Source organism: Pseudoroseicyclus sp. CXY001 (genome assembly GCF_041714655.1).
Classification (GTDB): Bacteria; Pseudomonadota; Alphaproteobacteria; order Rhodobacterales; family Rhodobacteraceae; genus Pseudoroseicyclus_A.
In genome coordinates, this window is record NZ_CP168219.1 from 2,449,229 (window position 1) to 2,473,639 (window position 24,411).

At 69.6% G+C, this 24,411-nt stretch carries 23 protein-coding genes and 1 riboswitch; of the genes, 8 read left to right on the forward strand and 15 right to left on the reverse strand.

The genetic code is table 11. The annotated features are described in order from the left end of the window. Positions 1-117: 117 nt before the first annotated feature. The 4 genes from ACAZ03_RS11920 to metZ all read right to left on the reverse strand — a co-directional run bounded on the left by ACAZ03_RS11920 (position 118) and on the right by metZ (position 5,359). Positions 118-1,278, reverse strand: a complete 1,161-nt coding sequence (locus ACAZ03_RS11920; RefSeq protein ID WP_373353845.1) for a M20 aminoacylase family protein — start codon at positions 1,276-1,278, stop codon at positions 118-120. Between the two features lie 77 nt (positions 1,279-1,355). Beyond that, a complete protein-coding gene (locus ACAZ03_RS11925; RefSeq protein ID WP_373353847.1) occupies positions 1,356-2,804 on the reverse strand; it encodes a TrkH family potassium uptake protein in 1,449 nt (482 codons plus the stop codon). A gap of 153 nt (positions 2,805-2,957) precedes the next feature. Beyond that, positions 2,958-4,085, reverse strand: a complete 1,128-nt coding sequence (folE2, locus tag ACAZ03_RS11930) for a GTP cyclohydrolase FolE2 (RefSeq protein ID WP_373353849.1) — start codon at positions 4,083-4,085, stop codon at positions 2,958-2,960. Between the two features lie 62 nt (positions 4,086-4,147). After that, the gene (gene metZ / locus ACAZ03_RS11935; protein ID WP_373353851.1) at positions 4,148-5,359 is read right to left on the reverse strand and encodes an O-succinylhomoserine sulfhydrylase; all 1,212 of its coding nucleotides are present in this window, start codon (positions 5,357-5,359) and stop codon (positions 4,148-4,150) included. A gap of 64 nt (positions 5,360-5,423) precedes the next feature. Continuing rightward, positions 5,424-5,501: riboswitch (SAM riboswitch) on the reverse strand. 267 nt (positions 5,502-5,768) lie between these two features. Between metZ and ACAZ03_RS11940 the strand changes: the two genes are divergently transcribed. Next, positions 5,769-6,632: a DUF726 domain-containing protein gene (locus tag ACAZ03_RS11940; RefSeq protein ID WP_373353853.1), complete on the forward strand. Its 864-nt coding sequence runs from the start codon at positions 5,769-5,771 to the stop codon at positions 6,630-6,632. A gap of 49 nt (positions 6,633-6,681) precedes the next feature. On the opposite strand, the gene ACAZ03_RS11945 is transcribed toward ACAZ03_RS11940, so the two are convergent. The 3 genes from ACAZ03_RS11945 to ftsY form a co-directional block, all read right to left on the reverse strand. Continuing rightward, positions 6,682-7,302, reverse strand: coding sequence for an inner membrane-spanning protein YciB (locus ACAZ03_RS11945; RefSeq protein ID WP_373353854.1), 621 nt, complete (start codon positions 7,300-7,302; stop codon positions 6,682-6,684). 9 nt (positions 7,303-7,311) lie between these two features. Continuing rightward, entirely contained in the window at positions 7,312-8,214 is a 903-nt protein-coding gene (locus ACAZ03_RS11950; protein ID WP_373353856.1) for an EamA family transporter, read from the reverse strand. A gap of 430 nt (positions 8,215-8,644) precedes the next feature. After that, positions 8,645-10,108 carry a signal recognition particle-docking protein FtsY gene (gene ftsY, locus ACAZ03_RS11955; RefSeq protein WP_373353858.1) on the reverse strand — a complete coding sequence of 488 codons (1,464 nt, stop codon included), beginning with the start codon at positions 10,106-10,108 and terminating at the stop codon, positions 8,645-8,647. A 227-nt stretch (positions 10,109-10,335) separates the two neighbouring features. Between ftsY and ACAZ03_RS11960 the strand changes: the two genes are divergently transcribed. After that, the gene (locus ACAZ03_RS11960; protein WP_373353859.1) at positions 10,336-10,737 is read left to right on the forward strand and encodes a DUF2177 family protein; all 402 of its coding nucleotides are present in this window, start codon (positions 10,336-10,338) and stop codon (positions 10,735-10,737) included. A 75-nt stretch (positions 10,738-10,812) separates the two neighbouring features. Continuing rightward, positions 10,813-11,202, forward strand: coding sequence for a hypothetical protein (locus ACAZ03_RS11965; RefSeq protein ID WP_373353861.1), 390 nt, complete (start codon positions 10,813-10,815; stop codon positions 11,200-11,202). A gap of 4 nt (positions 11,203-11,206) precedes the next feature. Here ACAZ03_RS11965 and xseA read toward each other — a convergent pair whose 3' ends face one another. Continuing rightward, complete coding sequence (gene xseA, locus ACAZ03_RS11970; RefSeq protein ID WP_373353863.1) at positions 11,207-12,799, reverse strand: exodeoxyribonuclease VII large subunit; 1,593 nt, start codon at positions 12,797-12,799, stop codon at positions 11,207-11,209. A 100-nt stretch (positions 12,800-12,899) separates the two neighbouring features. Next, complete coding sequence (locus tag ACAZ03_RS11975) at positions 12,900-13,460, reverse strand: type 1 glutamine amidotransferase domain-containing protein (protein WP_373353865.1); 561 nt, start codon at positions 13,458-13,460, stop codon at positions 12,900-12,902. Between the two features lie 148 nt (positions 13,461-13,608). On the opposite strand from ACAZ03_RS11975, the gene purD reads away from it, so the two are divergent. Then, positions 13,609-14,871 (forward strand): phosphoribosylamine--glycine ligase, encoded by a 1,263-nt coding sequence (gene purD / locus ACAZ03_RS11980; protein ID WP_373353866.1) that lies wholly within the window; start codon positions 13,609-13,611, stop codon positions 14,869-14,871. Here purD and ACAZ03_RS11985 read toward each other — a convergent pair. The 6 genes from ACAZ03_RS11985 to ACAZ03_RS12010 all read right to left on the reverse strand — a co-directional run bounded on the left by ACAZ03_RS11985 (position 14,868) and on the right by ACAZ03_RS12010 (position 20,430). Beyond that, positions 14,868-15,269, reverse strand: a complete 402-nt coding sequence (locus ACAZ03_RS11985) for a VOC family protein (RefSeq protein ID WP_373353868.1) — start codon at positions 15,267-15,269, stop codon at positions 14,868-14,870. The two genes, purD and ACAZ03_RS11985, sit on opposite strands and share 4 nt — an antisense overlap. 115 nt (positions 15,270-15,384) lie before the next feature. Further along, complete coding sequence (locus ACAZ03_RS11990; RefSeq protein WP_373353870.1) at positions 15,385-15,894, reverse strand: CarD family transcriptional regulator; 510 nt, start codon at positions 15,892-15,894, stop codon at positions 15,385-15,387. Between the two features lie 225 nt (positions 15,895-16,119). Continuing rightward, positions 16,120-16,455 (reverse strand): ferredoxin FdxA, encoded by a 336-nt coding sequence (gene fdxA, locus ACAZ03_RS11995; RefSeq protein WP_373353872.1) that lies wholly within the window; start codon positions 16,453-16,455, stop codon positions 16,120-16,122. 76 nt (positions 16,456-16,531) lie between these two features. Beyond that, positions 16,532-16,837, reverse strand: coding sequence for an RNA-binding S4 domain-containing protein (locus ACAZ03_RS12000; protein WP_373353873.1), 306 nt, complete (start codon positions 16,835-16,837; stop codon positions 16,532-16,534). Between the two features lie 22 nt (positions 16,838-16,859). After that, positions 16,860-19,820, reverse strand: a complete 2,961-nt coding sequence (locus ACAZ03_RS12005; protein WP_373353875.1) for a helicase-related protein — start codon at positions 19,818-19,820, stop codon at positions 16,860-16,862. A gap of 46 nt (positions 19,821-19,866) precedes the next feature. Continuing rightward, on the reverse strand, positions 19,867-20,430 hold the full coding sequence (locus ACAZ03_RS12010) for a hypothetical protein (protein WP_373353877.1): 564 nt from the start codon (positions 20,428-20,430) through the stop codon (positions 19,867-19,869). A gap of 72 nt (positions 20,431-20,502) precedes the next feature. Here ACAZ03_RS12010 and ACAZ03_RS12015 point away from each other — a divergent pair, with 72 nt between their 5' ends. From ACAZ03_RS12015 to ACAZ03_RS12030, 4 genes are all read left to right on the forward strand, one after another. Beyond that, positions 20,503-20,793 carry an SCP2 sterol-binding domain-containing protein gene (locus tag ACAZ03_RS12015; RefSeq protein WP_373353878.1) on the forward strand — a complete coding sequence of 97 codons (291 nt, stop codon included), beginning with the start codon at positions 20,503-20,505 and terminating at the stop codon, positions 20,791-20,793. Between the two features lies 1 nt (position 20,794). Next, positions 20,795-21,733: an alpha/beta fold hydrolase gene (locus tag ACAZ03_RS12020; protein ID WP_373353879.1), complete on the forward strand. Its 939-nt coding sequence runs from the start codon at positions 20,795-20,797 to the stop codon at positions 21,731-21,733. A 131-nt stretch (positions 21,734-21,864) separates the two neighbouring features. Further along, on the forward strand, positions 21,865-23,682 hold the full coding sequence (locus ACAZ03_RS12025; protein ID WP_373353881.1) for a M3 family oligoendopeptidase: 1,818 nt from the start codon (positions 21,865-21,867) through the stop codon (positions 23,680-23,682). A gap of 254 nt (positions 23,683-23,936) precedes the next feature. Further along, a complete protein-coding gene (locus ACAZ03_RS12030) occupies positions 23,937-24,410 on the forward strand; it encodes a GNAT family N-acetyltransferase (RefSeq protein WP_373353883.1) in 474 nt (157 codons plus the stop codon). Position 24,411 lies beyond the last annotated feature (1 nt).

A 24,411-nucleotide genomic window follows, 5' to 3' on the forward strand; every position in this document is an offset into this window, starting at 1 on the left:
GCCCGGAGCTCACGCCCAGCCCCGCCAGAGCGCCAGCCCGCGGGACGGGCCGGCGCTCGCCCTGCGCCTGCGGCGCGTACCGGGCGGGGGCGCCGTCCCACGAACATCGCGGCCCGCTCAGCCCGCCAGCGGCAGCCGCCGCTCCACGATCTCCGCCCAGAAGGAGCAACCGGCCGGGATGGCCTCGTCGTTGAAATCGTAGCCCGGGTTGTGGACCATCGCCGTGTCGCCGTTGCCAACGAGGATATAGGCGCCCGGGCGCTCCTCGAGCATGTAGGCGAAATCCTCGCCGCCCATGACGAGGTCGGCCTCGGCGCAATCGCCGGAGACCGCCGCCGCCGCCTCGCGGGCATATTCCGTCTCGGTCTCGGCATTGACCATCACCGGATAGCCGTTGATCCACTTCACGCGCGCCTCGCCGCCGAAGCCCGTGGCGATCGCCGCCGCCAGCGCCTTGATCCGCTCCTCGCCCAGCACCCGCATCTCGGGCGCCAGCGTCCGCACCGTGCCGCGGAGCGTCACCTTCGGCGGGATCACGTTGAAGGCGGTGGAGGAGGTGATGAAGCTCGTCACCGAGACGACGATCTGCTTCACCGGGTCGGCATTGCGGCTGACGATGGTCTGCATCGCCAGAACGAGCTGCGCCGCCATGACCGTCGGATCGACGCTCTCGTGCGGCTTGGCGGCATGGCCGCCGCGGCCCACCATCTCGATCTCGAACTGGTCGGTCGAGGCGAAGAAGCCGCCGGGGCGGATCGCGAAGCTGCCGACCGGCGCGCCCGGCCAGTTGTGCATGCCGTAGACCTCGTCGATGCCGAAGCGCTCCATCATGCCGTCCTCGCACATCTCGCGGCCGCCGCCGCCGCCCTCCTCTGCCGGCTGGAAGATCACGGCGACGGTGCCGGCGAAGTTCCGCGTCTCGGCCAGATACTTGGCCGCGCCGAGCAGCATCGCCGTATGGCCGTCATGGCCGCAGGCATGCATGGCGCCGGGGGTCTTCGAGGCATGGGGCAGGCCCGTCTCTTCCGTGATCGGCAGGGCATCCATGTCGGCGCGAAGCCCGATGGTGCGCCCCTCGCCGCGCCCCTTGATGAGCGCGACGACTCCGGTCCGGCCGAGGCCCGTCACCACCTCGTCGCAGCCGAAGGCCTTCAGCTTCTCGGCGACGATGGCGGAGGTGCGGTGCGTCTCGTAGAGGATCTCGGGATTCTCGTGCAGGTCGCGCCGCCAGGCGGTGATCTCGGGCAGAAGTTCGGCAAATCGGTTGCGGATGGGCATGGGAGGGTCTCGCTGTTGGCTGTCGCCTCAGCCTCTGCCTCCGCCGCGCCGGGTGCAACCCCCGAGCCCCTCCCCGGCTAGTCGCGCCACATCCGCACGGTGAAGACCGCCATCACGACGAGCATCTCGAGCCGCCCGAACCACATGGCGAAGGAGAGGATCCACTTCGCCACGTCGTTCAGCCCGCCGAAATTCCCCGCCGGCCCGATCTCGCTGCCGAGCCCGGGGCCGATATTCGCCAGCGCCGTCGCGGCGCCCGAGACCGAGGTGATGAAATCGAGCCCCGTCAGCGACAGGCAGACCGAGACGATGCCGACCGAGATGATGAAGGCCACGAAGAAGGCCATGACGGAGTTGAGAACGTCCTCGCTTACCGGCCGCCCGTCGAAACGCGGCACGAAGACACCGTGGGGCGAGTAGATCTTGCGGATCTGCGCGCCGATGGAGGCCATGAGGATCTGGTAGCGGAAGATCTTCACAGAGCAGGCTGTCGATCCGGCGCAACCGCCGATGAGGCCGATGAAGAAGAACAGCGTCACGCAGAAGCTGCCCCAGGTCATGTAATCGGCCGAGGCATAGCCCGTGCCCGACATGATGGAGACGACGTTGAAGAGCGCCTCTCGGAAGGCCTGCTCCTCGAAGCCGTGCACGAAGCGGAAGAGCGCCAGCGTCACGAAGATCACGCAGACGAGGATCACGGTCAGAAAACCGCGGACCTGCGCATCCTTGAAAAGCGGCAGGGCCTGGCCGTTGATCATCTGCACGTAGCGCACGAAGGGCAGCGCCGCGAGGATCATGAAGAGCGCCGAGACGTAATGCGCCCCGGCGCCATAGGCCGAGAAGGAGGCGTCGGAATTGGCGAAGCCGCCGGTCGAGAGCGTCGTCATCGCATGGACGACCGCATCGAAGGGCACCATGCCGCAGGCCATGTAGGCGAGCGCGCAGGCCAGCGTCAGCGCGACATAGATGACCGAGATCGACTGGGCGATCTCGGCGGCGCGGGGCAGGATCTTGCCCATCGTGTCGAAGGCTTCCGAGCGGAAGACCTGCATCCCCCCGACCTTGAGCTCAGGCAGGAAGACCATGGCGAAGACGATGATGCCGATGCCGCCGATCCATTGCAGGATCCCCCGCCAGAGCTTGATGCCCTCGGGCAGATCCTCGATCCCGGAGAGGACCGTGGCCCCGGTGGTGGTGAGGCCCGACATGCTCTCGAAGAAGGCGTCGGTCACGTTCATCCCCGGCAGGCCGATTATGAATGGGAGCGAGCCGAAGGCGGGCAGCGCCAGCCAGACGCCGGCGGACATGAGGAAGGTCTGCCGGAGCGTCAGCCCCTCCTTGACGCCGTTGGACGAGGCCAGCGCCATCATGCCCCCGGTCAGAAGCGTGACGACACCGCTTTCGAGGAAGGTCGGCCAATGGCCGTTGCCGGCGAGCACATCGGCGACGAAGGGGCCGAACATCGTGAGCCCGAGCACCGCGACAAGGAGGCCGATGACATATCCGACGGGGCGCAGATCGAGCATGGACTGCAGCGTTGGCGCGGGCCGCGGGCGATGTCAACGAGCGGCGTGAGGGGGGCCGGCCCTTTGGGCCGGGGGGGGGCCCTGCCCCCACACCCCCGGCATATTTCCGGCCAGATGAAGGGGCATCGGAGGAGCTTGGGGCGGGGGCAGCGCTCAGCCGGCGTGATGCAGCGTGCCGAAGAGTTTCGGGTCTAAGCTTTCGGCGGCGAAGGTGGGGCCCTCCGTCAGGATGGAGACGGCATCGTGGCTGTGGAGGCTCTCCTGATGGCTCGCCACCACGCGGAAGTCGCCGATGCGGGGCTCGTCCTTCAGTTCGGCCGCGAAGAGGCGCACCGCGTCTTCCACGAAGATCGGATTGGCGGCGTTGAGCTCGGCAAAGGCCTGCTCGTCCTCGCGCTTGACCATCACCTGCGTCTCCGTCGGCACGGCGCGGCGGGCCATGGCGATCAGCTCCTCGAACCAGAGCCGGTCGCCGGCGTCGCGCGCCTCCACCGAGATGCGCGCCACGGAGCGCTGCGAATGCGGCGTCGCGAGCTGGCCGCGCGAGGCGCGGGCATGTTCGGAGAGCTCCAGCGAGCAGGGGCAGGTGGAGGAATAGACGTAGTCGAGATGCATGATGCGCTTGCGCTGGCCGCCCTGCTCCACCAGCTCGAGCGCGATGTCGTAATATTGAAAGCCGGCGAGGCCGGAGCGCAGGGAGCGCACCTTCTCGGGGTAGGAAAAGCGCATCTGGATGCGGGCGTCGAACGTGTCGTGATCGTCCTTGTAGGCGTCGAGCGCCCGGGCGATCACGTCGAAGCTGAAGGTCTCCTCCGCATGGGCATAAAAGCTGCGCATGATGCGGCTCATGTTGATGCCCTTGCGGTTGGCATCGAGGCTGACCGTGCCCGTCACCGAAGTTTCCAGCGTCAGCTCGCCCCCGCCCTTGGTGCGGAAGCGCACCGGCAGGCGGAAGTTGGAGATGCCCACATGCTGGATCGGCGCGCGGGCGCCGCGGATGAGGCTTTCGGGGCCGTTCTGCAGGTCGGGGAGCGTGGCGAGGTAATCGGTATCGGCCTCGAACTCCTCGGGATAGGCCCGGGCGAGCGCCGGGTAATTGCCCAGTGTGGGGTCGGCGATGAGACGCGAGATCGCCGGATCGAGGTCTGCGACCTCTTCGGGCAGCGCGGCATGGGCCCAGGCGCGAAGGACGGCCAGCGCGGCTTCGGCCTCCGCCCGGGCCGGGCCGGGCGCGCCGTCGGCCCCGACACCGGATTCGGCGAGCTTCGTGTCGACGTTCATGTCAGCCTCCAACGGTCGGGGGCCACCCCCGAGGCCCTATGTAGGGCCTCGAAGGCCGCGACTCAAACCTCCGCCGGCTCCAGCGCCACGTCGAGCGCCGCCGCGATGTCGGCGAGAAGGTCCTCCGGCGCTTCCAGGCCGATGGACAGCCGCACGAGGCCGGGGGTGATGCCGAGCTCGGCGCGCAGCTCCTCGGACAGACGCTGATGCGTCGTCGTTGCCGGATGGGTGACGATCGACTTGGCGTCGCCGAGATTGTTCGAGATGACGATGATCTCCAGCGCATCGAGAAAGCGGAAGGCCGCCTCCTTGGAGCCGAGGTCGAAGGCCAGCACCGTGCCGCCCGCGCCCATCTGCCGCATCGCCAGCGCGTGCTGGGGATGGGCCTTGAGGCCGGGGTAGATGACCTTCGGCAGCCGCCCGTCCTCCACCAGCGCTTCGGCGATCTCCTGAGCACCGGCCGTCTGGGCGCGCACGCGCAGCTCCATCGTCTCGAGCCCCTTGAGGAGGAGCCAGGCCGAGAAGGGCGAGAGCGCCGCGCCGGTGTGCTTGAGATAGGGCTCGGCCACCTTGCGGATGAACTCGCGCGTGCCGAGGATCACTCCGCCGAGCACCCTGCCCTGCCCGTCGATATGCTTGGTGGCGGAATAGACCACCACGTCGACGCCCTGCTCGATGGCCTTGGAATAGACCGGCGTCGCGAAGACATTGTCGGCGATCACCAGCGCGCCCTCGGCATGGGCGATCTCGCAGACCGCCGCCACGTCGATGAGGTCGAGCGTCGGGTTCGAGACGCTCTCGAAGAACACCGCCTTGGTGTCGGGCGTCACCGCCGCGCGCCACTCGTCCAGCTTCGTGCCGTCGACGAAGGCGACCTCGACGCCGAAGCGCGGCAGGATCTCCTGCAGAATGTAGAGGCACGAGCCGAAGAGCGCCCGGCTCGCCACCACGCGGTCGCCGGCCTTCAGCATCGAGACGAGCGCGCCGTTGACGGCGGCCATGCCGGAGGCGGTGGCGAAGGCATCCTCCGCCCCCTCGAGCGCGGCGATTCGCTCCTCGAACATGCGGACGGTCGGATTGCCGTAGCGCGCGTAGATGAACTCGTCGTCGCCGGTCTTGATGAAGCGCTGCTCCGCTTGGGCGGCATCGTCATAGACGAAGCCCTGCGTCAGGAAGATCGCCTCGCTCACCTCGCCGTACTGGCTGCGGCGGGTGCCGCTGTGGACGGCGCGGGTGCGGCGCGAAAGCGCGCGGGGGGAATGGTCTTGGGTCATCGTGTCGCCTCCTTCGGGGCCCTCGCCCCAATGAAAAACCCCGACACCGGCAAAGGTATCGGGGCCAGCGACCCGTCAGACCTCTTTAGCGGCATGTTTTACGTGGCCCGCAATCCGGTAACAAATCGCCACGAGGTCAGCCCTACGCCCGGGCGCCCCGTCGGTCAAGACCCGCCGGGTGGGGCTTCGCGGAGAGGCCCCCTCGTCTTTGCTCCCGGAAATCCCGGGGTCCGGGGCAGAGCCCCGAAAATCCCGCACTCTCCACCGAGGCGAGAGCTCGCAGCCGGGGCGCCGCGCCAGGTTGCCGTACGCGTAACCTTGATGTGCAACGTCACCCGCACGTCACCTGTCCTTAACGCCGTTGTCGTAGTCTTCCTTCAATGGGGGCACCATATCTTGTGGGTTTGGCATGGCATTGCTGCGGGCAGATGCGAATGACCTCCCCTCCGGTGCCACCATCGCCGGAGCGCTGGCCTGGCTCGCCCCCGGCGCCCCTATCGTGGTGATGATCCACGGCTACCGCTTCTCCCCCGCCGATCCGGCGCATGATCCGCACCGGCATATCCTCGCCCTCTCGCCGTCGCTGGGCGACTGGAAGGCGATCTCCTGGCCGCGCCATCTCGGCCTCGCCGGCAATCGCGGCCTCGCCATCGCCTTCGGCTGGGAGGCGCGGGGCACGCTCTTTCACGCCCACGCCGAGGCCGGGCGGGCCGGGGCGGCGCTGGCAGAGCTGATCGCCCGGCTGCGGGTGGCGGCACCGGGCCGGCCCGTGCATCTCCTCGGCCACAGCCTCGGCGCGCGGGTGGCGCTGTCGGCGCTGACGCGCTCGGCGCCCGGGGCGGTGGCCCGCGTCCTCCTCCTCTCCGCCGCGGCCTTCCGGGGCGAGGCGCGGCGGGCGCTGGCCAGCCCGGGCGGCGCGGGGGCGGAGATCGTGAACGTCGTCTCGCCGCAGAACTTCGTCTTCGACCTGCTCCTGCGCCTCGCGCTGCCGCATCACGGCGCGACGCTGGGCGGCGGGCTGGCCCTCGCCGATGCGGCGCGCTGGCTCGACGTGCCGGCCCAGCGCCTGCCGGAGCTGGGGTACCGGCTCGCGCCGGCGCGGGCGCGGATCTGCCATTGGTCGAGCTACCTGCGGCCCGGCATCTGGCGCTTCTACCGCGACATCCTGCTGACGCCCGAGGCGACGCCCCTGCCCGTGCTGGCGGCGCGGCTCTCCGCCAGCCGGCGGTGGCGGCTGCCGGCGGTCAGGTGGGGGTTCCGGCGGTCGGTGTGAGGGGCTCGGCCCGCCCTGCCGGGCAGGCTCGCGAGCGAGGAAGGCGGGCTCAGGCGGAGCCGTCCTCCTCCTCCACGCCGTAGCGCTCGAGGAGCCGGCCCTGCGTCATGAAGAACAGGAAGAGCGCCGCCGTCAGCCCGAAGGTCTTGAAGCTCACCCAGAATTCCGTCGAGAAGAGCCGCCAGACGATCTCGTTCGCCAGCGCCAGCGCAAAGAAGAACCACATGATGCGCTTCGTCAGCACCATCCAGCCCTCGCGGCGCAGCGGCATGGCCTCGCCCATCAACCCCTGCAGGTAGCTCTGCCCGCGCATCAGCCCGATGGCGAGCGCCGCGCCGAAGATCACGTAGATGATCGTCGGCTTCATCTTGAAGAAGCGCTCGTCGTTGAACCAGACGGAGAGCGAGCCGAAGACGACGACGAGCACCGCGGTGACGACCTGCATCTTCGAGAGCTTGCCCGTCAGCCACCACAGGATCCCGGTGCACAGGAGCAGGAGCGGCACGAAGAGCGCCGTGACGACGATGAAGCCCTGGTATTCCGTGCCGCCGATCTCGAACACACGGTCCTTCAGCCGCCCGTAGGCGAGGAAGAAGAGCAGGATCGGCCCGAAATCGAGGCCGATCTTCAGCCAGGCGGGGACTTTGCGGGGGGCGGTGCTGTCGGTCATGCCTGCTATCTAGCCTCCGAATTCGACGATGACAGCCCCCGCCGCGATCACAGCCATGAGGAAGAGGCGCCGCGGCCCCACCCCCTCGCCGAGGATGAACCATCCGATGAGCCCCGCGAAGACCGTCGAGGTCTCGCGGAGGACGGCCGCCTCCCCCACCTTGTCGAGATAGGTGGCGAGCATGACGCCGCCGAAGCTGATCCAGGCGATGAAGGCGCCGATGAGCCCGCGGAGCGCCAGCGGCGGCAGGCGCGGCGGCGCGGCCATCCGCCGGTAGCGGAAGGCGGCGATGAAGGGAAAGTCGAGCGCGGTGATGAAGAAGAACCAGGCGAGGAAGGTCATCGGCGAGGCGCCGGAGCGGATGCCCCAGGCGTCGTAGGTCGTGTAGATGGCCACCATCACCCCGCCCCAGAGCGCGAAGACGAGCCCCATCCGCATGGCGCGCGGGTCGAGCGACACCTCCGAGAGGTTGCGGATCGCCAGCATCAGGATGCCGCCGGAGAGGAGCGCGACGCCGCCCCATTGGACCAGGGTGAAATGCTCATGGAAGATGATCGAGGCGGCGGCGACGGTCACCACCGGGCCGGAGCCGCGGACCACCGGATAGACGAAGGAATAGGCTGCCCGCTCATAGGCGAGCGCCATGGCGAGCTTGTAGACGAAGTGGATGACCAGCGCCCCGGCGAGGATCGCCCACATCGTCGCATCGGGCCAGGGCACGAGGAAGAGCGCCACGGGGGCCGAGATGAGGGCCAGCGACGCGTCGATGGAGCCCCGCGACAGCCAGGGGTCATGCGCGCCCTTCTGGAGCGCCCCGAAGACCGCATGGGCGATGGCCGAGGTGAGCGCGAGAAGCGTCGCGAGCTGCGCCCCCGCCGCCGTCCCTGCCAGTGAAGCGAACCACTCTCCCATCCGCTCCCTCTCGCCCGAGGCGCGGGGAATGGCAAGAGAGGCGCCGGCGACGGGGCTGGTTGCCCTGAGGTTGGACCACGGCCCCGTGCAGGGTGAGCGTCAAAACGCCCGTAGGGTGGGTTTGTAACCCACCGCCCCCCCCTTCAACCGGGCGCAACGGCGCCGCGCAGGGCGGGCGCCGGCCCGGGGGGTGGCGCGCCGACGGCGGAGCGGAGCGCTTTATGGTGCCGCGCATCCTGACCTGCCAGCGATGCGCGCCCTCTCGGAGCGCCGACCCGCGAGACGGGCCGGCGCTCGCCCTGCGCCTTCGGCGCGCACCGGGCGGGGGCTCAGTTCATCAGGTGTGACCAGGCGTAGGGTGGGTTTGTAACCCACCGCCTCGCTGGCAACCGGGCCAACCGCTGCCGCGCAGGGCGGGCCGAGCCCCGCCTCAGGCCGGCGCCAGCTCCGTGCCCACAAGGGCGGCCGCGAATTCCTCGGGGTCGAAGGGGGCGAGGTCGTCGATCTGCTCGCCGACGCCGATGGCGTGGATCGGCAGGCCGAAGCGGTCGGCGAGGGCCACGAGGACGCCGCCCCGGGCCGTGCCGTCGAGCTTGGTCATCACCAGGCCGGAGACATCGGCGATCTTGCGGAAGATCTCCACCTGCGTCAGCGCGTTCTGGCCCGTCGTCGCGTCCAGCACCAGAAGGGTGTTATGCGGCGCGTCCGGGTCCTTCTTGCGGATGACGCGGACGATCTTCGCCAGCTCCTCCATGAGGTCCTGCCGGTTCTGCAGCCGCCCAGCCGTGTCGATTAGCAGAAGGTCCGCGCCATCTTCCTGCGCCTTCGTCATTGCGTCGAAGGCCAGCGAAGCCGGGTCGCTCCCCTGCGGCGCGGTCATCACCGGCACGCCCGCGCGCTCGCCCCAGACTTGCAGCTGCTCCACCGCCGCCGCGCGGAACGTGTCGCCCGCGGCAATCACCACCTTCTTGCCGGCACCGCGGAACTGGCTCGCCAGCTTGCCGATCGTCGTCGTCTTGCCCGAGCCGTTGACGCCCACCACCAGAACCACCTGGGGCTTGGACGGGTAAAGCGGCAGCGGCCGGGCGACCGGATCCATGATGCGGGAGATCTCGCCGGCGAGCGCGCCCTTGATCTCCGCCGAGGTCAGGCGGCGGCCCATGCGGCCCTCGGCGATGTTGGCGGAGACGCGCATCGAGGTCTCGACGCCCATGTCGGAGGCGATGAGCAGCTCCTCGAGCTCCTCCAGCATCGCGTCATCCATCAGCCGGCGCGGCGCCTCGACGGCCGGTCCCCGGCGGAACATGCGCGAGACGATGCCGCCCCGGGGGGCGGGGTCGGCGGCGGGCTCAGTTGAGGGCGCGGGCTCCGGCGCGAGGGCTACATCCGCCGGGTCGTCGACCATCGGCTCGTCGGCATCGGGGCCGGCCCCCCGGGGGGAGACCGGCGCGGCGGGCGCGCCGGGCGGCGGCGCCTGGGGCACATCCGGGCCGGGGGTGGGTTGCGGCATCTCGGGCACGTCCGGGCCGGGCGTTGGCTCGGGCATCTCAGGCACATCGGGCCCCGGGGGCTCGGGCACCTCGGGGACCTCCGGCACGTCGGGCGTATCCGGCGGCTCGGGGAGCGGCGGCTGCGGGGTCTCCGGGGGCTCGGGCACCGGCGGTTGAGGCGTCTCCGGCGGCTCGGGCACGGATGGCGGGGGGACTTCGGGCGGCTCCTGAACCGGGGGCTCGGGCGCCTCCGGCGGGCGCGGCGTCTCGGGGACCTCGGGCACGGGGGCGGCGGCATCGACAGGCGCAGCCTCCTCCCCCTCGCCGACCAGCGCATCGATGCCGGACTCGAGTTTCGAGGAAGACGACAGGAGCCTGTCTTTCAGCTTTCGGAAGAACGACATCGGCGGGGCCTTTCTTTTCTACCCTCCGACCTAGTGCGTCGGGCCAGTCAGGGAAAGGGGTCGGGAGGCGGGAGAGGGCCGGCCCGTTCCGGGCCGGGTGGAGGCGCTGCCTCCACACCTCCGGCATATTTCCGGCCAGCTGAAGGGGGAGCCCGGAAGGCGGGGCGGATCGCGAGTGATCCAGGAGGGCGCGCCCTGCGTCTTCCTCCGAAAGGGAGACCCGATCCATGACCGCCTTCGTCCTCTACGGCGCCACAGCGCTGATCTTCCTCATCGCTGACGCGCTGATGCTGAGCTTCGTGCTCAAGCCGCTGTTCGAGCGGCATCTCGGCGACCAGCTCCGCGAGAGCATCCGTGCCGTGCCGGCGCTGCTCTTCTATCTCGCCTATGTCGGAATCCTCAGCTGGATCGTCACTTGGCCGGCCTTCCGCGATGGCACGCCCCTGCCGCAGGTGGCCCTGACCGCCGCGCTCATGGGCTTCTTCGCCTATGGGACCTACGAGTTCACCAGCTACGCCGTCATGGCCCGCTGGCATGTCTCGATGCTGGCGGCCGATCTGGCCTGGGGGACGCTGCTGACCGCCGGCGCCGCCACCGCCGGGCTCTGGATCGCGCGCACGGTGACTTGAAACGGGTCACCTGACACGGTGTCTTGAGCGGGCGGGGGCTTTCGCCCCGGCGCGGGACGCGGCAAGGTCGGGGGCATGTTGCGCCATGCCCTCTGCCCTGCCCTCCTCGCCCTTCTCGTCGCCGGCCCCGCCACCGCGGAGCCCATGAGCGCCGAGGAGTTCGAGGCGTATGTCACCGGCAAGACCTTCGGCTATGCCTCGGGCGGCGAGCCCTATGGGGTGGAGCGCTATACCGAAGGCCGCCGGGTGCTCTGGGCCTTCGTCGGCGATGAATGCGTCGAGGGCGAATGGTATCCCAGGGGCGAGGACATCTGCTTCTTCTACCCGGACTTCGACGACGAGCAGTGCTGGCAGTTTGAGCTGTCCGGCGGCGGGCTGACGGCGCGCTTCACCGGCGAGGGCGCGACCGGCATGGTCTATTCCGTCAGCGAGGCGCCGCTCATCTGCCCCGGCTACGGGGTCTGAGCGCTCAGAAGAGGCTGCCCTGCTCGGGCGGTTTCGACGCCTTCGCAGGCTTGGGCGGCTCCGGCTTCGCGCGCGGGCTGCCGCCCGAGGCGCCCCCCGCACCCCCCTCCGGTGTGAATCGGCCATCGGCGAATTCGATTTCCAGATGCGCGGCGGCGGCGGCCTCGGTGGCGGAGGTGACGACCCGCGCCCCCTCCCCGGCCCCGTCCCGCACAACCGCATAGCCGCGCGCCAGCGTCGCCTTGTAGCTCAGCGTCTCGAGGAGCCGCCCGGCCCCGGCGAGCCGCTCGCTTCGCCGCTCGGCCAGCCGCCCTTCGGCGCCATCGAGCCGCTCGGCGGCGCGCAGGAGCCGGGCGCGCCCGTCCGAGAGCTGCCGCTCGAGGGGCGCGGCCGCGAGCTGCAGCCGCTCGAGCCGATGGCGGCGGGCGCGGACGACGTCTCTGAGGCCGGGGCCGAGCCGCGCCGCCACCCGCTCCAGCCGACCGGCGGCGCCCTCGCGGGCGCGGGCGAGGAGGCTCGGCGACAGCGGCACCCGGGCGAGCGCCAGCCGGCGCCGGTCGACGACGCGGGTGAGTGCGCCGGGCAGCCGGTCACCGGCGATGTCGAGCCGCTGGCGGGGCGTCGCCAGCAGCGCCTCGGGCCGCGGCAGGGCGCGGGAGAGGTCGGCGAGCCGCTGGCGGCGGCGCATCACCGCGCCCTCCGTCGCGCCCGCGAACCTCTGGCCGAGCTGGCCCACGGCGCGCTGCAGGTCCGCCCGGACCGGAACCGCCATCTCGGCGGCAGCCGTCGGCGTCGGCGCGCGGCGGTCGGCGGCGTGGTCGATGAGCGTCACGTCGGTCTCGTGGCCGACGGCGGAGATGAGCGGGATGGCGGAGGCCGCCGCGGCCCGCACCACCGCCTCCTCGTTGAAACCCCAGAGGTCTTCGACGGAGCCGCCGCCCCGGGCGACGATCAGCACGTCGGGCCGGGGGATCGGCCCGCCGGGCTGCAGCGCGTTGAATCCCTCGATGGCCCTCACCACCTCCGGCGCCGAGGCGGCGCCCTGCACCACGACGGGCCAGAGGAGCACATGGCGCGGGAAGCGGTCGTGCAGACGGTGGAGGATGTCGCGGATCACGGCGCCGGTCGGCGAGGTGATGACGCCGATGACCTCCGGCAGATAGGGCAGCGGGCGCTTGCGGGCGGGGGCGAAGAGCCCCTCCGCCTCCAGCGCCTTCCGGCGCTTCTCCAGCATCGCCATCAGGGCGCCGGCGCCGGCAGGCACGAGGTCGTCCACCGTGAGCTGGTAGCGCGATTGCGGCCCGAAGGTGGTGAGCTTGCCGGTGGCGATGACCTCCATCCCCTCCTCCGGCATATGCGCGAGCCGGGCCGCCTGGCCCTTCCAGCTCACCGCCGAGAGGACGGAGCGCTCGTCCTTGAGGTCGAAATAGAGATGCCCCGAGCGGGCATGGGTGACGCGGCCGACCTCGCCGCGCACGCGCACGCGGCCGAACTCGCCCTCGATCACGCGCTTCACCGCGCCGGTGATCTCGCCGACCGTGTAGTCATGGGCATTGCCCGGGGTGGGGCCGGGGCCGTCGTCTTCGAAGAGGTCCATGGGGTCTTGTCGCCCGGCGGGCGGGCGCCCGCAAGAGAAACGGGCGGCCCCCGGGATGGGGACCGCCCGCTTTGCAGGACTGTTCGCGAGGGGGCGCCGGTCAGGCGGCGCGCTTCTCGTGGCGGCCCTCGGCGATCTCTTCGACCATCTTGGCGCAGAAGGCGTCGAGGTCGTCGGGGCTGCGCGAGGTGACGATCGCCTGGTCGCAGACGACCTCGCTGTCTTCCCAAAGCCCGCCGGCGTTGACGACGTCGGTCTTGATCGACTTGAACGAGGTCACCTTGCGGCCCTTGAGGACGTCCGCCTCCACCAGCAGCCAGGGCCCGTGGCAGATTGCGCCGATGGGCTTCTTCGCTTCGAATATCGCCTTGACGAAGGCGACCGCCTCGTCATTGGCGCGCAGGATGTCGGGGTTGATCACGCCGCCCGGCAGCACCAGGGCGCTGTATTCGGCGGGCGAGACCTCCGAGAGCACCCGGTCGACCTTGACCGGCTGCCCCCAGTCCTTGCCCTTCCAGCCCTTGATCTCGCCGGATTCGGGCGAGACGACATGGACCTCGGCGCCGGCATCCTTCAGCTTCTGAAGGGGCACCTCCAACTCGGACTGCTCGTAGCCATGGGTGGCGAGGATCGCGACGGTTTTTCCTTCGAGAGTTGGCATGTGAGCCTCCTTTCGGTTTCGTTTCGGATTTGACGGACCAACGGCCTCCCCCCTCCTGGTGTTCCATCGGATCGGGCAAACGGGCCCTTCCCTTGCCTCACGATCCCGTGGCCCCTAGAGGAGCGGCAGGAGATCGAAAGGGCGGCCGATGAACATCCTCATTCTGGGCTCGGGCGGGCGCGAACATGCGCTGGCCTGGGCGGTGCAGCAGAACCCCAAATGCGACCGGCTGATCGTGGCGCCGGGCAATGCCGGCATCGCGGCCATCGCCGAATGCCCGGCGCTCGACATCCTCGACGGCGACGCGGTGGCCGCCTTTGCGGCCGACAATGCCGTCGATCTCGTCATCATCGGCCCCGAAGCCCCCCTCGAGGCCGGGGTGGCCGATGCCTGCCGCAATGCCGGACTTTCCGTTTTCGGACCGTCGCAGGCCGCAGCGGAGCTCGAAGCGTCAAAATCTTTCACAAAAGCGATCTGCGACGCGGCCGGTGCCCCGACGGCGGCTTGGGCACGGTTCAGCGAGCTCGACGCCGCGAAGACACATGTGGACGCGGCCGGCGCCCCCATCGTCATCAAGGCCGACGGGCTCGCCGCCGGGAAGGGCGTGACCGTGGCGATGGATATCGCCACCGCACACGCCGCCCTCGAAGACTGCTTCGGCGGCGCCCATGGCGGCGCCGGCGCCGAGGTGGTGATCGAGGAGTTCATGACGGGGGAGGAGGCGAGCTTCTTCGTCCTCGTTGACGGCGAGGTCTGCCTGCCCATCGGCACCGCGCAGGACCACAAGCGCGCCTATGACGGCGACGAGGGGCCCAATACCGGCGGCATGGGCGCCTATGCGCCGGCGCCGATCCTGACGGAGGCGCTGCAGGCCGACGTGATGGCCCAGATCGTGCGCCCGACGATGGCCGAGATGGTCCGCCGCGGCACGCCCTATCAGGGAGTGCTCTATGTCGGGCTGATGATCGAGGACGGGCGGGCCCGGCTCGTGGAATACAATTGCCGCTTCGGCGACCCGGAGACCCAGGTGCTGATGATGCGCCTCGGCGCCCAGGCGCTGGACCTGATCCAGGCCGCCGCCGAAGGGCGGCTCGGCGAGGTCTCCCCCAGCTTCGCCTCCGATCACGCGCTGACGGTGGTGATGGCGGCGGAGGGCTACCCAGGCGCCTACGAGAAAGGCAGCGAGATCAGGGGGCTGGAGGCGCTGCCGGAGAGCTCGACGCAGGTCGTCTTCCATGCCGGGACCAAGGCGGAGGGGGGCAAGATCCTCGCCGATGGAGGGCGGGTCCTCGGCGTCACGGCGCGGGGCGCGACCCTCGCCGAGGCGCAAAGGGCTGCCTATGCGATGGTCGATGCCATCGACTGGCCGGAGGGCTTCTGCCGCCGCGATATCGGCTGGCGGGCGCTCTAGTCCTCGACCTTCAGGCGCTGGACGAACTGGACGGGGTTGCCGTCGGGGTCGGCGATCCAGCCCGCCTTCAGCCGCCCGCCCAGGAATTCATGCGCCGCCGAGATCACCGGCGCGCCCGCGGCCTCCGCCGCCGCCATGGCGCCGTCGACATCGTCCGTCCAGAGGATGATCTCGATCCAGCGGCCCTCGCCCATCGGGTTCAGCCCGTGATCTTCCCGCGCCACCTCGACCGTGGCGATGCCGATGGTGAAGCCCTCGAGCCGCAATTCCACATGCACGGGCGCGCCGTGCCTGGGCGTGCGGAACGTCTCTTCGAAGCCGAAACGCTGATAGAAGGCCAGCGCCCGGGGCAGATCCGTCGAATAGAGATTGATGCTTGCTTCGCTGTATGTCGGCATGGGCGCCCCCTTGCCAAGGGATAGAGCGCCCGGCGAAAATATGGTCAAGACGCGAAGAAGCCGCGCCCGGAAAGGCGCGGCTTCTCATGGCCCTGAAGGGCGAAGCTCAGGTAGCTCAGGCGGCAGCGCGCCCGACGAGCACCTGGTCGATCTCGCGGGCGGCCTGCGTCTCGTCATTGCCGAGGGCGGCCGCGATCTCGCGGGTCAGCCGCTCGAGTGCCGCCTCGTAAAGCTGCCGCTCGGAATAGCTCTGCTCGCGCTGGTCATCGGCGCGGTGCAGGTCGCGGACGACCTCGGCGATGGCGATGAGGTCGCCGGAATTGATCTTCTGTTCATATTCCTGCGCCCGGCGCGACCACATGGCCTTCTTGACCTTGGCCTTGCCCTTCAGCGTCTTCATCGCATGGGCGACGACGTCCGGCGAGGACAGGGCGCGCAGCCCGGCCTCGGTGGCCTTCTGCGTCGGCACGCGGAGCGTCATCTTGTCCTTCTCGAAGGAGATCACGAAGAGCTCCAGCTTGAAGCCGGCGACCTCCTGCTCCTCGATGGAGACGATCTTGCCGACGCCATGCGCCGGATAGACGACGAAGTCGTTGGGGCGGAATTCATTCTTCTTCTTGGTCATGATGTCCTTTCCGGCCGGAGCGGCAGCCGACACACCCCCTTGACGACGAAACCCGGCGGGACCCTCGAAGGTACCGTCGGGTTGATGGGCCATCAGCGGGATCAGCTTTCCAGCAGCAGCATTTGCAGCATCATAGCACAAAACTGCCATATATGGAAGCAGATCGCGCTAAGCGATTGTCAGGGCGTCAGAATCCGGCCCGGGCGACGGGGCCGGAGGCGCGAATCAGCCGCCCTCGCCGGCGGATTCGGAGAAGAGCTCCATCTTGCCGGGCTTGCCGTCCATCTCTTCGGCGCCGGGCAGCGGGTCCTTCTTGGTGACGATGACCGGCCACATCTCCGCATACTTGCGGTTGAACTCGACCCATTTCTCCATGTCCGGCTCGGTATCGGGGCGGATCGCGTCGGCCGGGCATTCCGGCTCGCAGACGCCGCAGTCGATGCATTCGTCGGGATGGATGACGAGCATGTTCTCGCCTTCGTAGAAGCAGTCGACCGGGCATACCTCGACGCAGTCGGTGTATTTGCAGGCGATGCAGCTGTCGTTGACGATATAGGTCATGCGGGCTTTCGGGTCAGCTTGGAAGCGGGTCGGGCTGGTGAGCGCCCGCCTCAGTTAGAACGCCCGTTGCGGAGATTCAAGCACCGGCGGGCGGAGGGGTTTCGAGGTCCTCATAGAGCGCCGCCGCCTCGCTCGCCGGGCCGCGCCGCTCGCCGCAGGCGAGGACGCGGATCACGCGGATATTGCCCGCCTGGGGAAAGGTGAGCACGTCCCCGGCCCCCACGGCGCGCGCCGGTTTGTCGGTCCGCTGGCCGTTGACGCGGATGCGGCCGGCGGAGGCGAGGCTGGCGGCGAGGGCGCGGGTCTTGAAGAACCGCGCCTGCCAGAGCCACTTGTCGAGCCGGATGGTCTCGCGCGGGCTCGTCGAGCCCGGAGCGGTCAAACGCGGCTCCGCAGAGCGGCGCTCACTTCGGCTTGAAGCCCGCGAGGGCCGCGGCGAAGGGATTGTCGGGGTCGATCTTCTGCTCGCGCTTGGGCGGGCGGGCGGAGGCGGTCTTGGGGCCGCGCTCGTCGTTGCCGCCCTTCTTCGGGCGCTTGCCGCCCTGGCCCTTCGGGCCGGCGCCGCGGGGCTTGCCCTGCGGGCGACCGCCCTCGCGCGCGCCCTCACGGGCCGCGTCACGCCCGCCTTCGCGGCGGGACTTGCCGCCGGCCTGCTGGCGGCGGCCAACCCAGGTGAAGGTGTAGAAGGTCTCGAGCTCGGGCTCGGCAGCGGGCTCCGCGACGGCCTCTTCGGCCAGCGCCTCGTCCGGCTCCGCCTTTGCGGCCTCCGGGGCGGGCTGCTCCTCGGAAGGCTCTTCCGCCGCCTCCGGCGTCGCCTCGACCTCGCTGGCGCCTGCGACGCCCGCATCTGGCTCGGCCGCCGGCGGCTCCGCCGCCTCGGGGGTCGCCTCGGCCTCGCTCGCGCCGTCGGCGCTCTCGGTCGGGGCGGCGCTCTCGGCCGGGGCCGCCTCTTCGGCCGCTGGCGCGGCCGCCTCGGGTTTCACCTTGGCGCGCTCGCCCTTCTCGGCCTTGTAGCCGAGGCCCTCCATCAGGCCGGCGAACTGCTCCAGCGTCAGGCCGGTGATCGACAGCATGTCGGGATTGGCCTCGAAGCCGCCGCGGCTGTCCTTGTCCCTCAACAGGTCGGCCAGCCGCTCGGCCATGTCGATGCGGATCGCCCGCTCGCCGGCGCGGCGGTAGCCCTGCATGGCATCCTGCCCCTCGGGCCCCTCCTCGGCGGGGATGGTCACCAGCCCCGGCGGCGGGGCGGAGGGGAAATGATCGAGCCCGTTCCAGAGCGACCAGAGCACGAGGCGAAGGCGCGTCGGCGCCGGCTTCAACAACGCAGGCAGGAAGATCGTGTATTGCCCGAAGCGCACGCCATGCTTGCGGAGCGCGCCGCGCGAGTCCTGGTCGAGCGATTTCACATCGTCGGCCACCTTGGCGCGGGGGATGACCCCGAAGGCCTCCACCAGCTGATAGGCGAAGCCCTTGGCGAGGCCGGTCAGCGCCTCGTCCTTCTGGAGCGCGACGAGCGGCTCGAAGGCGGCGGCGATCTTGCGGTCGATAAAATGCTGCAGGCGCCGCTGCACCTTGGCGGCGACATCCGGGCCGGCCTCGTCATCGACGAAGGGCACGATCTCGGGGCGGAGCGCCTCCGGCCCCTTGGCGAGGCGGCCGACGGCGTCGGAGCCCCACATGAGGCCCCCCTGCTCGGTCACGTCGATCTCGCCGTCGGGGGCGTTGTAGAAGCGGTCGGCGCGCAAGTTGAAGAGCGGCGCCAGTGCCTCGCGCGCGGCGCGGGCCAGTGTCTTCTGCTCATCGGCATTCGCCGCCTTGTCGGCGCGGAAGCGGAACCCTTCCAGACGCCCGACAAATTCTCCCTCGACGGTCACTTCGCCGCTCTCGGTCACCTCCGCCACGAGACTATCCTTCTCCTTCAGCCGCCGGGCGAGGACGCTCGTCCGCCGGTCGACAAATGCTTGAGTCAGGGCGCTGTGAAGCGCATCCGACAGTCGGTCTTCTACCGCGCGGGTCTCCCCCCGCCAATGGCTTTCGTCGTCCAGCCAGCCGTTGCGCTGGGCGACATAGGTCCATGTGCGGACATAGGCGAGCCGCTTCGAGAGCGTGTCGATGTCGCCGTCCGTCCGGTCGATGCGGTGCACCTGCTCGGCAAACCAAGGCACATTGATGCGCCCGTGGTCGTGCAGGTCCCTGTAGATACGCCCGAGGAGGGTCGCATGTTCCCCGCGCGATATGCCGCGGAAATCGGGGATGCGGCAGACGTCCCAGAGCAGCCGCACGTCGGGCCCCGTCGTGGCGCGCCCGGCGATGTCAGGCTCGGCGGCCATGGCCTTCAGGGCCGCCAGATCATCGGATTCGCGGACGCGGGAGAGCCAGGGGTTCTCCGTCCGCTCCTCCAGCCGCTGGATCAGCCGGCCGGGGGAGCCGAAGTCGAGCGCGGTGTTCCGCCACATGAGGCGGCGGACGGGGGCGAAGCGATGCTCCTCGACGGCCTCCACCACCTCGGGGTCGAGCGGCGGCGCCTCGCCGGTGGTGCCGAAGGTGCCGGGCCGCTCGTGCCGGCCGGCGCGGCCGGCGATCTGGGCGAGCTCGTCGGCGGCGAGGGGGCGCATCCGCTGCCCGTCGAACTTGGTGAGGCCGGAGAAGGCAACGTGCGAGATGTCGAGATTGAGCCCCATGCCGATGGCATCGGTGGCGACGAGGTAATCCACGTCGCCGTTCTGGTACATCTCCACCTGCGCGTTGCGCGTCCGGGGGGAGAGCGCGCCCATGACCACCGCCGCCCCGCCCCGCACCCGGCGGAGGAGCTCGGCGATGGCATAGACGTTGTCGACCGAGAAGCCGACGATGGCGGCGCGGGCCGGCATGCGGCTCAGCTTCTTCACGCCGGTGTAGCTCAGCGTCGAGAAGCGGTCGCGCGAGAGGATCTCCACCCCCGGCACCAGCGCCTGCACGGCGGGGCGCATGGTGGCGGAGCCGAGGAAGAGCGTCTCGTGCCGGCCCCGCGCATGCAGCAGCCGGTCGGTGAAGACATGGCCGCGCTCGGGATCGGCGCAGAGCTGGATCTCGTCGATGGCGAGGAAATCGGCGCCCATCCCCTCGGGCATCGCCTCGACCGTGCAGACCCAATAGGCGGTGCGCGGCGGCACGATCCGTTCCTCCCCCGTCACCAGCGCCACGACGCCGGGGCCGCGGACGGCGACGATGCGGTCATAGACCTCGCGGGCAAGAAGCCGCAGCGGCAGGCCGATGATGCCGGACTTGTGGGCGAGCATCCGCTCGATGGCGTAATGCGTCTTGCCGGTGTTGGTCGGCCCCAGCACGGCGGCGAGGCGGCCCTGCCTGTTGAGCGGCGCGGTCATGGCGAGGTGATGTCTTCCCTGCTTGCCGGCCGGCGGTGCCGGCCTGTCAGAGGCTTTGGCCGAGCAGCTCGGTCTCGAGCCGCTCTACCGAGTCCTGGCTGACAGCATCACCCGGATAATACTCCAGCACAACGCGATAGACCTCGAGCGCCTCTTCGGGGCGTTCGAGCTCTTCGAGGATGATGGCAAACCCGCGCATGGCGATGAACTGGTCTGGGTTGAGCGCCAGCGTCCGCTCCAGATCGGCGAGGCCGGGGCCGATCATGCCCAGATAGTAGTAGGCCTCCGCCCGGGCGTGATAGGCCTCGGCGAAGTCCGGCGCCCAGTCGATGGCGGCGGTCAGATGGTCGACGGCGCCCTCGGCATCGCCCTCCTCCATCGCGTCGCGGCCCCGCTGGAGAAGGAGGTCGACGGTGGCGGAGCCGGATTTCGACCATTCGTTCACGATCTCGCCGACGATCCTGACCGACTGCCCCTCCGGCGCCTCGCGGAGCGCGCCGAAGAGATCCTCCAGCCGGTCGGCATGGGCGGCGGCAGCGGGTAAGGAAAACCCGACTGCAAGGGCAAACGACGCAAGGATACGTTTGATCGACGTGAACGAGGCTTCCATATCTTCGAGTGTACCCAAGGCCGGGGCGCGGGCAAGCGCCCGGGCCATCACGAATGATGGAAGGGAAGAGACATGAGCGACGTGGTGGACAAGGCAGTGATCGCCCTGAACGAGAAACTCGGCGGCAGCAGCCTCGGCGGCACGGCGAAATTCGTCATCGAGGACGAGGGCACGATCCTCGTCGATGATGCCGGCGCCCGCGCCGAGGATGGCGAGGCCGATGTCACTCTTTCGGCCTCGGCCGAGACCTTCGAGGCGATTCTCGATGGCAGCGAAAACCCCACCGCCGCCTTCATGTCCGGCAAGCTGGCCGTGGACGGCGACATGGGCATGGCGATGAAACTGGCAGGTGCCCTTGCTTGACATGACCCCGATCCGGGCCCCGTTCTACGCGGATGTGGCCGACGCCCCCGAAGGCTGGACCTGTCACTGGATGACGGCGGCCGACGGGCTGAAGATCCGCGTGGCAAGCTGGCGGGCGGAGGGGGAGCGGGGCACGCTCCTCCTGATGCCGGGCCGGACGGAATATATCGAGAAGTACGGCAACGTGGTTGGGGATTTCCTCGCCATGGGCCTGTCGGTCGTGGTCATCGACTGGCGCGGCCAGGGCATCGCCGAGCGGATGCATCCCAACCGCGACCTCGGCCATGTGGGCCGGATCAGCGACTACCAGCACGATGTCCGGGCGATGATCGCCCATGTGGAGGCCGAGCGGCTGGCGAAGCCGCTCTATATCCTCGGCCATTCCATGGGCGGCGGCATCGGCTTCCGCGCGCTCGAGGAGCGGCACGACATCGCCGCGGCGGCCTTCACGGCGCCGATGTGGGGCATCCAGATGGCGGCGGCGCTGCGGCCCGTGGCCTGGGGCCTGTCGAGCATCGCGGGACCTCTGGGCTTCTCCGCCCTCTTCGCACCGACGCAGAAGGCGCAGGCCTATGCGCTGCGGGTGGCGGTGGAGGACAACGTCCTGACCACCGACCGCGCGCAATACGAGCGGCTGACCCGCCAGCTCGTCGCCCATCCCGACCTCGCGCTCGGCGGGCCGTCGCTCCACTGGCTCGGCCAGGCTCTGCGCGAGATGAAGCGCATCCAGTCGGCGCCGGCGCCGAAGGTGCCGTCGATCACCTTCCTCGGCGGTGACGAGGCGATCGTGCATCCCGGCGACATCGCGGCGCGGGTGAAGAGCTGGCCGGGGGCCGAGCTCGTGACCTATCCGGGCGCGATGCACGAGCTGCTGATCGAGCGGCAGGAGGTGCGCAGCGACATCCTCGCCCGGCTCGACGGGCTCTTCCGCCCGAGCTGAGCCGCGCGGCGGCGCAGTCTGCAGGGACTGCGCCCGCGGGAGCCCTTTGGCTTCCATCGCCCGGGTGGCCGGGCTTTCCCCTCCCCGCGCGAGCGCCTATCTAGGGCGCGAACGCCGACAGGAGGCCCGAGATGACCCGCACACCTCTCTTCGATGCGACCGCCGAGAAGGGCTCCAACGCCTTTGGTCCGCTGCCCGAATGGGACCTCACCGACCTTTATCCCTCCATCGATTCCTCCGAGCTGCAGGACGACCTCGCCTTCGTGAAATCCGCCTGCGCCGAGTTCGCCGCCGCCTATCAGGGCAAGCTCGCCGACCTCGATGCGGCCGGGATGCTGCACGCCGTCCAGCGCTATGAGGAGATCGACATCCGCGCCGGGCGCGTCATGTCCTATGCCGGGCTCGCCTATTACCAGAAGACCACCGACGCGCAGCGCGCCAAGTTCCTCTCAGACTGCCAGGACCGCATCACCGAGGACACGACGCCGCTGGTCTTCTGGTCGCTCGAGGTCAACCGGCTCGACGATGCGCATGTCGATGCGCTCTTCGACGCGAATGACGAGCTCGCCCGCTACCGCCCGATCTTCGAGCGGATGCGCGCGATGAAGCCCTACCAGCTCTCCGACGAGCTGGAGCGCTTCCTGCATGACCAGTCCGCCGTCGGCGCCACCGCCTGGAACAAGCTCTTCGACGAGACCATCGCCGGCATGACCTTCGAGGTGCAGGGCGAGCGGCTCGGCATCGAGGCAACGCTCGACCTTCTGTCCGAGCAGGACCGCCCCCGCCGCGAGGCCGCCGTGCGCGCCCTTGCCGAGGGTTTCCAGAAAGACATCAAGCTCTTCGCCCGCGTCCACAACACGCTGGCGAAGGAGAAGGAGATCGAGGATCGCTGGCGCGGTCTGCCTTCGCCGCAGATGGGCCGCCACCTCGCCAACCATGTCGAGCCCGAGGTTGTGGAGGCGCTGCGCAACGCCGTGGTGAAGGCCTATCCGCGCCTCTCCCACCGCTATTACGCGCTGAAGGCCAAGTGGATGGGCCTCGAGCAGATGGAGGTCTGGGACCGGAACGCCCCCCTCCCCATCGAAGAGATGCGCATCATCCCCTGGGACGAGGCCTGCGACATCGTGCGCACCGCCTATGCCGGCTTCTCGCCCGAGATGGCCGAGCTGGCGGAGCCCTTCTTCACCAAGGGCTGGATCGACGCAGGCGTGAAGGAGGGCAAGGCCCCCGGCGCCTTCGCCCATCCCACCGTCACCACGGCGCATCCCTATGTGATGCTCAACTACCTCGGCAAACCGCGCGACGTGATGACGCTCGCCCATGAGCTCGGCCATGGCGTCCACCAGCGGCTGGCCGCCGGGCAAGGCGAGCTCCTCAGCGCCACGCCCCTGACCCTCGCCGAGACGGCCAGCGTCTTCGGCGAGATGCTGACCTTCCGCAAGCTCCTCGCCGAGGCGCCGGATGCGAACGCCAAGAAGGTGCTCATCGCCGGCAAGGTCGAGGACATGATCAACACGGTCGTCCGCCAGATCGCCTTCTACGATTTCGAGTGCAAGCTGCACGAGGCGCGGCGGCAGGGCGAGATGACGCCGGAGGACATCAACGCGCTCTGGATGTCGGTGCAGGCCGAGAGCCTCGGTCCGGTCTTCAATTTCGCCGAGGGCTACGAGACCTTCTGGGCCTATATCCCGCACTTCGTGCACTCGCCCTTCTACGTCTATGCCTATGCCTTCGGCGACGGGCTCGTGAACGCGCTCTATGCCGTCTACGAGGAGAGCGGCCCGGGCTTCGTGGAGAAATACTTCGACATGCTGAAGGCCGGCGGCTCGAAGCACCACAGCGAGCTCCTCGCGCCCTTCGGCCTCGACGCCTCCGACCCGGCCTTCTGGGACAAGGGGCTGAGCATGATCGAGGGCTTCATCGACGAGCTGGAGGCGCTGGAGGATTGAAGCATAGGCAAGAGGCTTTTGGGGTAGTCCCTGCATTTCGGAACGTGGGAGGAGGACATGCGAAGGCTGATTGGGTGGGTCGCGGGGCTCTTCTGCCTTGCTGCACTACCCCATAGCTCTGGTGGTGTAATTCTTGCTGAAGGTGGCGCCTACGTCGCTGGGGGCTTCCTAGGCCCCGCAAGCATCATGGCTTTATTCGCCCTGGTGGTCTTTCTGGTCTGTCGAAAGTGAAGAACCCTTCTGCAGGTGGCCTCATGTCAGCCGTCACCCTCGCCCCCCTGCCCCGCGCCCAGGGCGCGGCCGTGCAGCATCTTGAGGTGCCGGAGCCGCAGCTCTCCTTCGTCGCCCCCATCCGGCAGATGCTGGGGGAGGAGCGGGAGAGCGTGGAGTTCCACAAGGTGCTCGCGGGCGCCGAGGCCGTCGGCTTCTTCAAGATCGACAGGGCCTACGGGCAGGACAGCGGCTTCGCGGGGCCGAAAGATACCGGGCTCCGCGGCTTCCTGATCGGCGGGCAATATCAGGGCCGGGGCTATGGCCGCGCGGCGCTGGAGGCGCTGCCGGCCTATCTGCGCGAGACCTATCCGGGCCTCGCGCTCGTGCGCCTGACGGTGAACCACCAGAACCCGGTCGCGCGGCGGCTCTACCTCGCCACCGGCTGGCGGGAGACGGGGCTCGTCTGGCGCGGCGGGCGGCACGGGCCGCAGGACGTGCTGGCGCTCGACCTCTGAA